Annotated in this window: 8 protein-coding genes; 5 read left to right on the forward strand and 3 right to left on the reverse strand. The window is 71.9% G+C overall.

What is annotated here, in order from left to right; translation table 11 throughout:
* Nucleotides 1-10 precede the first annotated feature (10 nt).
* Both IE262_RS16325 and IE262_RS16330 read right to left on the reverse strand, forming a co-directional pair.
* Nucleotides 11-2,482 (reverse strand): glycoside hydrolase family 95 protein, encoded by a 2,472-nt coding sequence (locus IE262_RS16325; RefSeq protein WP_189874410.1) that lies wholly within the window; start codon nucleotides 2,480-2,482, stop codon nucleotides 11-13.
* A 345-nt stretch (nucleotides 2,483-2,827) separates the two neighbouring features.
* Nucleotides 2,828-4,684, reverse strand: coding sequence for a helix-turn-helix domain-containing protein (locus tag IE262_RS16330; protein WP_189874412.1), 1,857 nt, complete (start codon nucleotides 4,682-4,684; stop codon nucleotides 2,828-2,830).
* Nucleotides 4,685-4,959: 275 nt separating this feature from the next.
* On the opposite strand from IE262_RS16330, the gene IE262_RS16335 reads away from it, so the two are divergent.
* The 4 genes from IE262_RS16335 to IE262_RS16350 all read left to right on the forward strand — a co-directional run bounded on the left by IE262_RS16335 (nucleotide 4,960) and on the right by IE262_RS16350 (nucleotide 9,764).
* Nucleotides 4,960-6,717, forward strand: coding sequence for an FAD-dependent oxidoreductase (locus IE262_RS16335; protein WP_189874414.1), 1,758 nt, complete (start codon nucleotides 4,960-4,962; stop codon nucleotides 6,715-6,717).
* Between the two features lie 40 nt (nucleotides 6,718-6,757).
* Nucleotides 6,758-7,639: a dioxygenase family protein gene (locus tag IE262_RS16340; RefSeq protein WP_189874416.1), complete on the forward strand. Its 882-nt coding sequence runs from the start codon at nucleotides 6,758-6,760 to the stop codon at nucleotides 7,637-7,639.
* Complete coding sequence (locus tag IE262_RS16345) at nucleotides 7,639-8,703, forward strand: maleylacetate reductase (RefSeq protein WP_134037834.1); 1,065 nt, start codon at nucleotides 7,639-7,641, stop codon at nucleotides 8,701-8,703. The genes IE262_RS16340 and IE262_RS16345 overlap by 1 nt, the downstream gene beginning before the upstream one ends.
* Nucleotides 8,704-8,852: 149 nt before the next feature.
* Complete coding sequence (locus IE262_RS16350; RefSeq protein ID WP_134037448.1) at nucleotides 8,853-9,764, forward strand: YceI family protein; 912 nt, start codon at nucleotides 8,853-8,855, stop codon at nucleotides 9,762-9,764.
* 45 nt (nucleotides 9,765-9,809) lie between these two features.
* Here IE262_RS16350 and IE262_RS16355 read toward each other — a convergent pair whose 3' ends face one another.
* Nucleotides 9,810-11,495, reverse strand: coding sequence for a CocE/NonD family hydrolase (locus IE262_RS16355; protein ID WP_189874418.1), 1,686 nt, complete (start codon nucleotides 11,493-11,495; stop codon nucleotides 9,810-9,812).
* Nucleotides 11,496-11,589: 94 nt separating this feature from the next.
* On the opposite strand from IE262_RS16355, the gene IE262_RS16360 reads away from it, so the two are divergent.
* Nucleotides 11,590-12,306, forward strand: a complete 717-nt coding sequence (locus IE262_RS16360) for a TetR/AcrR family transcriptional regulator (protein WP_189874420.1) — start codon at nucleotides 11,590-11,592, stop codon at nucleotides 12,304-12,306.
* Nucleotides 12,307-12,308 lie beyond the last annotated feature (2 nt).

The following is a 12,308-nucleotide window of genomic DNA, read 5'->3' on the forward strand; positions in this document are numbered from 1 at the left end:
TCCCGCCGGGTCACTCCGAGTGTGCCGGGCGGGAGGCGCTCAGCCGGTACGTCGTCCCGGCCTCCGTACCGAAGACGATCAGCCCCGGCTCCGGTCGGCGTACCCCGACGGGGCGGCCGTGGGCGGTCACCTTCAGGTCGGTCGCGGACCGCACGACCGCCCGGTTGCCGGAGCGGGAAAGCAGGCTGCCGGTCAGCAAGGTGCCCTCGCCCCACTCCAGGTCCACTTCGAAGCCACCGCGCGCCAGCAGCCCCCGTACCCGGCCGTCCGGCAGTGCCGGAGGCAGCGCGGGCAGCAGATGCAGCTCACCCGCGTGGGACTGGAGCAGCCACTCCGAAACCCCCGCCGTCGCACCGAAGTTGCCGTCGATCTGGAAGGGCGGATGCAGATCGAAGAGGTTCGGCGCGGTGCGCTCGGGGGTGAGCAGGTCCGTCAGCAGCTTGTAGGAGCGTGCGCCGTCCTCCAGCCGGGCCCAGAAGTTGATCTTCCAGGCGAGGGACCAGCCGGTGCCCGCGTCACCGCGCTGCTCCAGCGTCCTCAGCGCCGCGGCGAACAGTTCGGGCGTACCCCGCCTGGTGATCTGGTTGCTGGGGTGCAGACCGTACAGGTGAGAGACATGCCGGTGGTTCTGCTCGGGAGCGATCGCGTCCCAGTCCTCCTGCCACTCCTGCAACTGGCCCTGGGCGCCGATCCTCATGGGCGGCAGCTTCCCGCGGGCGGTTCGCGCCTCGGCGCGCATGCCGCCTTGCCCGCCCCCGTCCCCGCCCCCGTCCTCGCCGAGCAGCTCGGATGCCTTGACGAACCCGTCGAGAAGATCACGCAGGATCTGGTTGTCCATGGTCGGCCCGGCGCAGACGGACACGTCCGCGTGATGGGCGTTCTCCGGCGAGACCGCGGGGCAGGTGACGAGGTGTCCGCCGGCCGGATCGGTGACGAGGGTGTCGAGGAAGAACCGCACCGCGCCCCGGAGCACCGGGTAGCGCCGGCGCAGCGCCTCCCTGTCACCCGTGAAGAGATAGTGCTCCCAGATACCGGTCGACAGCCAGGCTCCGCCGGTCTGCCACATGCCCCAGAACGCCCCGTCCACCGGCGCCGTGCCGCGCCAGGCGTCGGTGTTGTGGTGGGTGACCCAGCCGCCCGCCCCGTACTGCACCTCGGCGGTTCGCGCCCCGGCGACCGACAGATCCGCGAGCATGTCGAAGACCGGTTCCCAGCACTCCAGGAGGTTGGTGACGGGTGCCGGCCAGTAGTTCATCTCCGTGTTGATGTTGATGGTGTACTTCGAGTCCCAGGGCGGGCTGAGCGACTCGTTCCAGATGCCCTGGAGGGTGGCGGGCTGGGTTCCGGGCCGTGACGAGGAGATCAGCAGATAGCGCCCGTACTGGAAGTGCAGGGCGACCAGGTGGGGATCGGCGGCGGAGGCGAAGTTCGCGACCCGTTCGTCGGTGGGCAGCGCCGCCGCGCCGGTCGTGCCGAGGTCGAGTTCCACCCGCCGGAACAGGCGCTGGTAGTCGGCGACATGACGTTTCCGGAGCCGTGCGTACGGGACGTCCGAGGCGGCGTTGAGCGGAGCGGTGGCGCGGTGCGCGTGGTCGCCGGTCGGGTTCCGGTAGTCGGTGTAGCTGGTGCCGATGGAGACCAGCAGGGTGACGGAATCGGCACCGGTGACCGTGAGGGTCCCGTTCTCGCTGCTGACCGTTCCGCCGTCGGCCCGGGCACGGGCCAGGGCCCGGAACCGTACCTGCCCCGTGATGCCCTCACGGGTCTGCGACGTTCCGTCGATCGCGACGGTGATCCGGTCGGGCGACGACGCGGTCACCGTCTGGGGGCTGTCGAAGGTCGCGGTGAAGGAGACGGCTCCCGGCGTGTCCGCAGTCAGGCGCATGACAATCACCTGGTCGGGGTGGCTGGCGAAGACCTCCCGGCGGTACGTCACCCCGCCCTGTACGCAGCGGACGGAGGTGACGGCGGAGTCGAGGTCGAGCGTGCGCCGGTAGTCGCGGACCTCGCCTTCGGCGGCGAAGGCCAGGCGCAGGCTGCCGACCGTCTGGTACATCAACTCGCCTTTGGGGGTGCCGAGGAAGTCCGAGTCGATCAGGGACTGTGCCGCGGCCCACTCACCGGCGAACACCAGTCGGCGGATCTCGGGGAGGGCGGCCAGTGCGCTCGGGTTGGCAGGCTCGTACGGCCCGCCCGCCCACACCGTGTCCTCGTTCAACTGGAGTTGTTCGCGGTCGGTTCCGCCGAAGACCATGGCACCCAGCCGTCCGTTGCCGATCGGCAGTGCCTCCAGCCAGGTGGAGGCCGGCCGCGGATACCAGAGGGCGAACTCGCCGGGTTCCGCGGCGGCCCCCGACGTTCCCTCCGGCACCGTCAGGCCGGCGTCCGCCCCGTCGGCGGCCTGCGCGGCCCCGGACGACGCGACGCCCGCCACGCTCGCTCCGGCCGTGGTGGACACTGCGAGGAAATGTCTGCGATCCATGGCCATAGCGTCGACTCATGGGATGTCTTCTGTCGACAGGGGTGACGACTTTCGAAAGTTTCCCACGGCGGACCGGTCCGGCGTGGCCGCTCCATCCGCTCGTGCGGGGGCTCACCCGGAGCGCCGAGAATGTTGCTGTACTGGGTAGCCCCGAAGGGGGGGGCGGCCGCTCCGCCGACTCCGCTCTGCCTGTCCGGGCCGGGACGCTGCGCCCTCCCCGGGGCGGTGAACTGGGTGTGTCGTTTCGGGTCAGGGCAGAAAGATTGGATGAGTCGCGTCAACGCTGGGCAACGTTGCGGTCGTCAGCCGTTCCAGTTCGTCGCGGGCTCGGACTGTCCACCGGGTTCAGCCCCGGTAGCCCCGCAGCTTCCGGTACAGCGTGGCGCGGGCGATGCCCAGGGCAGCCGCCGCTCGGGCCTTGTTGCCGCCGTTGCGGCGGAGGGCCTCCAGGATGGCGGTGCGCTCGGCATGCTCCATCGGGCTGAGATGCCGGGTCGCGGGTCCCTCACGCACGGGGTCCGGCAGCTCGGCCCGTCCGACGGGACCCGTTGCGCGACGGGCCTCGGCCAACGCCCGTACGAGATGGGCGAGTTCGGTGACGTTGCCGGGCCACGGGTACTGCTCCAGGGCGTGCAGCGCGTCCAGTGTCCAGGTGAGAGGGGGCCGTCCCGGTGCGGACGTGGGAGCCAGCACCGGAAGCAACTCCCTTACGTCCTCCGGCCGTTCGCGGAGCGCGGGGAGCGTCACCGAGCGTGCGGCCAGGGTGTCCAGGAGCCGCTGGAGACACGGGCCCGGAGGCGCTCCGGGGGTGTAGGTGGCCAGCAGGGGGACACCTGGACGGGCGTCGAGCAACGAGTTGAGGGCCGCCGTGTCGGGCTGCGCGAGACGCTCGACGTGGCGGATGAGGAGTGGCCGGCCGTCCGCCAGTTCGCCGATCCCGGCGCCGAGTCCGCCTTCCGCCGCGTCCACGATCAATGGCCTCGCGACCAGCTCCCGTGCGAGCGAGGTCTTCCCGGTGCCGCGTTCGCCGACGAGCAGCAGGGGCTCCGGCGTCAGGGCCAACTCCGTCGCACGGCCGACCGCGTGTCGCCACGGCACCGACCGCCCGGCCAGCGACACGACGGCACGCGCGGCCGAGGCCACAGGCGCACGCCCCACCCGCTCAAGCACGGCGACCGCACCGATGACGGAGCCCAGGTGCGGTACGGGCGTGACGGTCGCGGAACAGTCCGCGCCGTCCGGGAGCCGGATGCGGTACGGGGCTGACGGCGCCGAGCCGGCTGACGCTCCGGGCCCGGTGGCGGGACCGGAGGCCGAGGGCGGCTCTGCCTCGTTTCCGGCTTCTGTAGCGGTGGTTGTACCCGACCCCGAGTCGTCCTCGGACTCCGGCTGTGCCGCGCGGTCCGCGGTCCGCAGCAGTGCGACCGTGCTCCGCTCCAGGGCTTCCAGTCCCTCCGGTGACAGCAGGTGCCCCGCCGCCTCGCTGACGAGCCGGTTGCGTCCGTCGAGGGCCACAACCGCACGTCCCCGCTCCCGCATGGCCCGCAGATACGCGTCCAGCAGCACACGCTCCGCCGCCCGCGACCGTGCGAGGAGCTCCGCCTCGACGGCGCTCGCCGCTGCCTCGGCGAGCGGGGCCCCGAGATGCGGTGTGCACTCGCCGCTGAGCCCGGAGGTCACGGTCACCGTGCCCAGCGCCCGACCGGTCTCCGGCGCCAGCACCGGCACACTGACCGCGGAGACGTCCTGCCACAGGTCGAGGAAGTGCTCGGGGCCGTGCACCTCGGCGCGGCGGCGGGTGCGCAGCGCGAGCGCCGCGCTGTTGTGACCGACCTCCTGCTCGGAGAGGTCACGGCGGCACGGGGCGTCCTGAGTGCTGCCGGCCGTCCACAGCACCCGTAGCCGCTCGTCGGTGAGCACGAGCGCCGCCTGCCCGGTGCCGAGCGTCGGGGCGAGGCGTTCGAGCACGGGCAGGGCCGCGGTGAGCAGGGTGGATTCAGCCGGCCGTACCGGATGCCGTGGTGCCTCGGGCGCCGAGTCGGTCACGTCGTGCCGCACGCCGAAGAACCGGGCGCGCTTCCACGCGGCGACGACGTCGTCCGGCACGTCGTCCGGCAGTTGATGCCCCCTCAGGAACAGTTCGCGGGCCCTGCGCAGCGAAGCGAGGGAGGGGCGGACGCCGGGGTGTTCTGTGCTGGTCACAACGACACTCACCGTACCGGCCGCGGTTGAACCAGCAACAACCGCCTGTGGTTACCCGTTCGGTGGTCCACACCCACCGCCCGTGTTTCCCGGTTCGCGCCCCGCACCCACCGCCTTGAACGAGCGCGCCCACCGACCCGTACCCCGTACGTGCACCGTGCCGCCCCCAGCGCCGCACTGTCTCCGACTGTCTCCAATTGAGACACCCATGCTCCCGCGCCCCCCTCCATGATCTTGAACGGTCGGCGCCTGTTCTCTGTCCCTGGAGCGTTCCCGTGCACACCGTCGAGCCCGATGTCGTGACCGACGTGCTGATCGTCGGCAGTGGCCCCGCGGGTGCCTCCGCCGCGCTCGCCCTGAGCACCTACGGCGTACCCCACATCGTCGTCACCCGCCACGCGCGTCTCGCCGACACGCCCCGGGCCCACATCACCAACCAGCGCACCATGGAAGTGCTGCGTGACCTCGGCGTCGAGCAGGAGGTCGTCGCGCAGGCCACACCGCAGCACCTGATGGGCAACACGACCTTCTGCACCAGCCTCGCCGGCGAGGAACTCGGCCGGGTCCGCTCCTGGGGCAACGACCCGCTCGTCCAGGCCGCGCACGAGCTCGCCAGCCCCACCCGCATGTGCGACATGCCCCAGCACCTCATGGAGCCGGTGCTCATGGACGCGGCCGTCGCCCGCGGCACGCGGCTGCGCTTCAGCACCGTGTACAAGTCCTTCGTCCAGGACGACGACGGTGTCACGGTCACCGTCGAGGACCGGCTGCGCGGCGACGAGTACACCATCCGCGCCAAGTACCTCATCGGTGCCGACGGCGGCCGCTCGCGGGTCGCCGAGGACGCCGGACTGCCGATGGGCGGCCAGATGGGCGTGGCCGGCAGCATCAACATCGTCTTCGACGCGGATTTGAGCGAGTACACCGCTCATCGGCCGTCCACCCTCTACTGGGTGCTCGCCCCCGGCGCCACCGTCGGCGGCATCGGCGCGGGCCTGGTGCGCTGCGTCCGGCCCTGGAACGAGTGGCTGATCGTATGGGGGTACGACGTCACCGCGGGCGCCCCCGACCTGACCACCGAGTACGCCGAGTCCGTCGTCCGGGGGCTCATCGGCGACGACGAGATCCCGGTGACCATCAAGTCGTCCTCGGCCTGGACCGTCAACGAGATGTACGCGCAGACGTACGCGAACGGCCGCGTCTTCTGCGCCGGGGACGCCACACACCGCCACCCGCCGTCCAACGGCCTCGGCTCCAATACCTCCATCCAGGACTCCTACAACCTGGCCTGGAAGCTCAGGCTCGTCCTCGACGGCACGGCGTCCCCGAAGCTGCTGGACTCCTACACCGCCGAGCGCGCCCCGATCGGCAAGCAGATCGTCACCCGCGCCAACAAGTCCATCGGCGAGACAGCCCCCGTCTTCGAGGCGCTCGACGGGCTCTCCCCGCAGACCCCCGAGCAGCTGTGGGCCAACATCGCCGCCCGCAAGGAGGACACACCGGCCGCGGAGAAGCAGCGGGCGAAGCTGCGCGAGGCCATAGCGTTCAAGGTGTACGAGTTCAACGCACACGGCGTCGATCTCAACCAGCGGTACGTCTCGGACGCGATCGTCCCCGACGGCACCCCCGACCCCGGCTTCGACCGCGACCCCGAGCTGTACCACCAGCCCACCTCCCGCCCCGGCGCCAAACTCCCGCACGCCTGGATCACCTCGGGCACGCGCACCCTGTCGACGCTCGACACCGTCGGACAGGGCCGCTTCACCCTGGTCACCGGCATCGGCGGCGCGGACTGGGCGCGGGCGGCCGACGCCCAGGACCTGGAGATCGCCACCGTCGTCATCGGGCCCGGTCAGGAGTACGAGGACCCGTACGGCGACTGGGCGCGGCTCAGCGAGGTGTCCGACGGGGGAGCCCTGCTCGTACGCCCGGACGGGTACGTCGCCTTCCGGCACGCGACGGCGGCCGCGTCCCCCGAGGACGCGGAGCGGTTGCTTACGGGCGCGGTGCGGCGGATCCTCGGACATGCCTGACGGGAACGGGCGGGACGAGCCGCGGAACCAGGGGAGCCGTATGAGGACCGCATTCACCAGCGACATCACCGGGGCGGTCGTCGACAGCCTTGAGGGCACGGCCGACCCACGGCTGCGCGAGGTGCTCGGCGCCCTCGTCCGTCATCTCCACGAGTTCGTCCGCGAGACCGAGCTCACCATGGCGGAGTGGGAGAGCGCCATCGGCTTCCTGACGGCGACCGGGCAGACGTGTACCGACACCCGGCAGGAGTTCATCCTCCTGTCGGACGTGCTCGGTGTCTCGATGCTCGTCGAGACACTGGGCGCCGACCGCGGGGTGACCGGAGGGACCGGGGCGACGGAGTCGACGGTTCTCGGTCCGTTCCACCTGACCGAGTCGCCGGTCCGGGAGCTCGGCGCCGACATCGACCTGGTCGGCGGCGGCGAACCGTGCGTGGTCAGCGGCCGGGTACGGTCCGCGGACGGCACCCCGCTGCCGGGCGCCGTCCTCGATGTCTGGCAGGCGAGCGCCGAGGGCTACTACGACGTGCAGCAGCCCGGCGTCCAGCCGCCGGGCAACGGGCGGGGACTGTTCACAGCGGACGCCGAGGGCCGCTTCTGGTTCCGTACCTGTGTGCCGAGCCCGTACCCGATCCCCACCGACGGCCCCGTGGGTGACCTGCTCCGCGCGACCGGACGGCACCCCTACCGTCCCGCTCACATCCACTTCATCGTCTCGGCCGAGGGCCACGCGCCGGTCACCACGCACATCTTCGTGGCGGGCGGCGACCACCTCGACTCGGACGCGGTGTTCGCGGTCAAGGAGAGCCTCGTCCAGGAGTTCGCCGAGAGTGACGACCCTTCCCTGGCACGGGAGTTCGGCGTTCCGAACCCGTTCCGGCACGCACATTTCGACCTTGTCCTGAACGCGGAGCCGTCGTGATGGAGTTCATCCACGAGGCCCGGCCGATGCGGGTCGTGTTCCGGTCCGGAGCCTCGGTGACCGCGGTGCCGGACGAGGCGGGCCGGCTCGGGCTGCGGCGGCTGCTGGTCGTGTGCGGTCCCCGGGGCGCGGCCACCGCACGGGCGGTGGCGGACTCCCTCGGTGACGCCTGCGCCGGGCTGCACCCCCAGGCCCGTATGCATGTGCCCGTGGAGGTGGCCGACCGTGCCGTCGAGGTGGCGCGTGCCGCGGGCGCCGACGGCTGTGTGGCCGTCGGCGGCGGCTCCGCGATCGGCCTCGGCAAGGCGATCGCCCTGCGCACCGGACTGCCCCTGATCGCCGTGCCGTCGACGTACTCCGGTTCCGAGATGACCCCGGTCTGGGGCCTGACCGAACGGGGCGTCAAGCGGACGGGCCGTGATCCGGCCGTGCTGCCCCGCAGTGTGGTGTACGACCCCGACCTCACCCTGTCGCTGCCGGTGGCTCTGTCCGTGACGAGCGGCATCAACGCGGTGGCGCACGCTGCCGAGGCGCTGTACGCGCCGGACGCCTCGCCGCTGGTGGCGCTCATGGCCGAGGAGGGCGCACGGGCGATGACCCACGCCCTTCCCGGACTGGCGGCCGACCCCGGGGACCCCCAGGCACGCGGGCGAGCCCTGTACGGGGCCTGGCTGTGCGGTGCCACGCTGGGCGCCACCACCATGGGCCTGCACCACAAGCTGTGCCATGTCCTCGGCGGTACGTTCGGTCTGCCGCACGCCGAGACGCACACCGTGGTCCTGCCGTACGTCCTGGCCCACAACGCCTCCGCCGCCCCCGAGGCCATGGCCGCCCTGGCCCGCGCCCTGGGCACCGAGGACCCCGCGCTCGCCCTGCGGAACCTCTCCGCCCGGTTCGGCGCACCCCGATCCCTCGCCGAACTCGGTCTGAGTGAGCCCGACTTGGCGGTGGCGGCAGGGCAGGCGGCGGGCCAGACGTACCCCAATCCCCGCAAGGTCACCGTGGACGGCGTGCGCGACCTGCTGAGAGCGGCGTACGAGGGGCGGGCGCCGGAGCCGTCGTGACGGCCACTGCCGCGGCCGGCCGCCCGAGCCCGCCGCCCCCGAGACCGGGACGTCTCACCGACGCTCCGACCACCTAGTCTGAACCTCTCACCGAGGTCCCGCCGATGTCCTGGCGCGACCTGAAAGACGAAAACTGAAAGGTGAACTTCATGGCCCTCGGACTGCTCCGACGGCGACTCCTGGGTGCCTCCGCAGGCGCCGCAGGCCGCACGCTTCCGGTTCCGGCCGGCGCGGGTGCCGTCGTCCGCGAGGTCCTCGACCCCGTGAACCAGCCCATGGGCGCCGCCGAAGTGACGGTGACGGAACTGCGCAGCCACCGGGTCGCGGCACGCGGCGCCACCGACCCGTACGGCTTCTTCACGGCCGTCCTGCCGCCGGGCAGCTACAGCCTGCTGATCGTGGCGGAGGGTCTGGAACCACACCGCGAGACCGTCGAGGTCGTCGCGGACAGCAGCCTGACCCCGGTGCGCGTGTGGCTCCAGACGGCCCGGCAGCTCGAACTCCCGGTCCCCGGCACCTGGCTCTTCGACCCGCCGCACACGGCGATCCGCTTCATCGCCAAGCACGTCGGCATGGCCCATGTGCACGGCCGTTTCGAACGCTTCGACGGCGGCATACAGGTCACCGAGGACGTGTCCCAGTCCCGTGTGCACGTGCGCATCGACGCGTCGAGCATCACCACGGGCAACAACACCCGGGACACGCACCTGCGCTCCGCCGACTTCCTCGATGTCGAGCGCTACCCGTACATCGACTTCACCAGTACCCGCTTCGCCTACCGCGGCGGCAGCAAGTGGACGCTGCACGGCACGCTGACCATGCACGGCGTGAGCCGGTCCGTCGCGCTGGACACGTCGTACCTGGGCATGGTCAACGGCGGATACGGCGAGGAACTGCGCTGCGCGGCCCTGGCCAGGGCGGAGCTGCACCGCGAGGACTACACCCTCAACTGGCGCACGATGCTGGCGCGCGGCATCGCGGTGGTCGGCCCGACGGTCCAACTGGAGCTGGACGTGCAGGCCATGTACCGCACCCACGACACACCGACGCCGCCGGAGTAGGCCCCACGTGGCGACACAGGCCCTGGGGCCACCCGCGTCGTCACCTCACGTGTGCGGCAGGGTCAAGGCGGAGTCCCCGTGCACCGTGATGCGCACCGGTGTGACGTCGACGGCGTCCACCGGTGACTCCCCGGTGCCGGGGTTGCGCGCGTAGCGCGGATGGGCGCCTCCGCTGATCTGCCAGCGTATGCGGTGACCCGCGGCGAACCGGTGGGCGGCGGCGCTCATCGGCACGGTGACCTCGGAGGGGGTCTCGCCGGTCGTGCGCACCGGGGCCGTCCCGTCACAGACGTTGACGGAACGGCCCTGTGCGTCCACGTCGCAGAGGCGGGTGAAGACGTCGGCGTGTCCGGTGTCGGTGGAGATGCTCAGCCGCGCGGAGACCGGGCCGATGACGTCGACGGGCTCGGTCAGCTCAGGGCCGGTGAACGTCAGGACGTCCGCCCGGGCCTCCAGGGGGCCGTTGTCGCGAGGTCCGGCGGTGGGGGAGAGCAGGGGGCCGCCGAGGGACGGGGTAGGGTCCGCCGGGTCGTAGCGGACGGAGGCCACGGGGCCGTGGTCCGTGGGGGCCTGCCGGATGAGGTGTCCGTCCGGAGCCGGAAACCATGCCGTGGTGGCGCCCGGGGGCTGCGGCCAGTCGTCGAGGTCCCGCCAGGTGTCGTCGCCGCCGACGTGCACGCGTACGGGGGTGGGGCGCAGCCCGGAGGGATCGCCGCACAGGTGCGCGCGCAGCCAGGCGAGGCTCTCGGTGAACACATCGGGCCAGCCCTGTTGCAGGGCGGAGGTGTGGGTCCAGGGACCGACGAGCAGGGCGGTCTCGCATCCCGCCTTGCGCAGTCGGCCGTACTGCTCGAAGGTCTGGTCGACCAGCGCGTCGCTCCACCCGGTGATCAGACCGGTGGGCACGCTCAGCCCCTCCGCGGCCTGCCCCAGCGACGCGCCGTGCCAGTAGGGATGTTCGGCGTCCGCATGCGCCATCACCTCGTCCAACCAGGGCACTTCGCCGCCGAGCGCCGACACGTGCGCCCCGCGCAGGGGCCGCGCGGTGGTGATCTCGCGCAGCCGGCGCTTCAGACGCAGTGTGGCTCTCACGAACGGTACGAGACCCCGGTGCTGGTACGTCATACCCGCGGCGACGGCGAGGGCGTTCTCCAACTGGAGCACACCGTTCGTGTGGAACAGGGCGTAGGGATCGTGCAGACCCACCTGCACGACCATCGCCTTCAGCTCGGGTGGCGGGTCCAGGGCCAGCGCCCACTGCACATATCCCAGATAGCTGGGACCGATCGTGCCCAGCGTGCCGGTGAACCAGGGCTGGGAGCGCAGCCAGGAGACCGTGGCCCGGCCGTCGGCGGCCTCGTTGCGCCACAGGTCGAACACACCGCCCGAGCCGCCGGTGCCGCGGCAGCTCTGCAGGACCACGTGGAAGCCCTGCTCGGCGAAGAGCACCCCGTACATCGGGGACCACGGCAGGCGCCTGCCGTAGGGCGAACGCACCAGGAGAGTGGGGAAGTCGCCCTCGGCGCGCGGGAAGTAGTGATCCGTGACCAGCGGGCTGCCGTCGGCGGCCGGAACAGTCAACTCCGGCTCCCAGCCGACCTCGTACCGCCTGGCCGGGAGACCGCGCCAGGTCGCCCGCAACAGCCGTGAGGACAGCGGCGGTTTCCCGGCGGGTGGTGTCCAGGACGGCCTGGACGCGGCGTCAGCGGCGTCGTGCGTGCGTGATGTCATGGCCCCTCCTCTATTTTCGTACACTGTACGAGAATAGAGCATGCTTGGATGACGTCGACAAGGGGCGCAGTGGCGAGGAGAGGACACGAGGACCGTGACCCGTGACGGCGGGCCCGGCGCCACGGGCGTCGACCCTCAACAGCTCTGGCTCGGCCCGGCCCAGCCGCGCAGGGGCCGCAGGCCCGCCTTCAGCCGTGAGGCGATCACGTCGGCCGCCGTCGCCCTGGCGGACGCGGAGGGGCTCGAAGCGGTCACCATGCGACGCGTCGCCGAACGGGTCGGAGCCGGAGTCATGTCGCTCTACAGCTACGCCCCCGACAAGGAGACGCTGCTGGAGCTGATGGTCGACCATGTCAGCGGCGAACTGCCGACGACGCCCGCCCCCACCGGCGACTGGCGCGCCGACCTGCGGGCCATCGCCCAGATCCAGCGTGACCTCATGCTGCGACACCCGTGGCTGCCCGCCGCCCTGTCCACCCGCCGCGTCCCCGGCCCCAACACCCTTGCCTTCCTGGAGCGCGCACTGGCCGCGCTGCGCCCCACCGGCCTCGACGGCACAGCGAGACTGGAGGCGTTCGCCCAGCTCACCGCGTTCGTGGCCGGACACGTCGCCCACGAGATCGCGCAGTCCTCTGCCGCACGCTCACCCGACCGCTCGGCGGCCGAAGCCCGCTACCTGGCCGCTGTCGCCGCGGACGGCCACCACCCGGAACTCGCCGAGGCGCTCTCCGCACCCGGCCGCCCCCTCACCCCGGAAGCCACCTTCAGCCGTTTCCTCAACCGCCTGATCGACGGCCTCGGCACGGACTGATT

It is taken from the genome of Streptomyces bluensis, from assembly GCF_014650715.1.
Taxonomy (GTDB): Bacteria; Actinomycetota; Actinomycetes; order Streptomycetales; family Streptomycetaceae; genus Streptomyces; species Streptomyces bluensis.

Excerpts from the sequence above, each read along its gene's own strand:
- IE262_RS16325 (WP_189874410.1), bottom strand. The coding sequence starts at position 2,482 with ATGGATCGCAGACATTTCCTCGCAGTGTCCACCACGGCCGGAGCGAGC.
- IE262_RS16340 (WP_189874416.1), top strand. The coding sequence starts at position 6,758 with ATGAGGACCGCATTCACCAGCGACATCACCGGGGCGGTCGTCGACAGC.
- IE262_RS16345 (WP_134037834.1), top strand. The coding sequence starts at position 7,639 with ATGGAGTTCATCCACGAGGCCCGGCCGATGCGGGTCGTGTTCCGGTCC.
- IE262_RS16350 (WP_134037448.1), top strand. The coding sequence starts at position 8,853 with ATGGCCCTCGGACTGCTCCGACGGCGACTCCTGGGTGCCTCCGCAGGC.
- IE262_RS16355 (WP_189874418.1), bottom strand. The coding sequence starts at position 11,495 with ATGACATCACGCACGCACGACGCCGCTGACGCCGCGTCCAGGCCGTCC.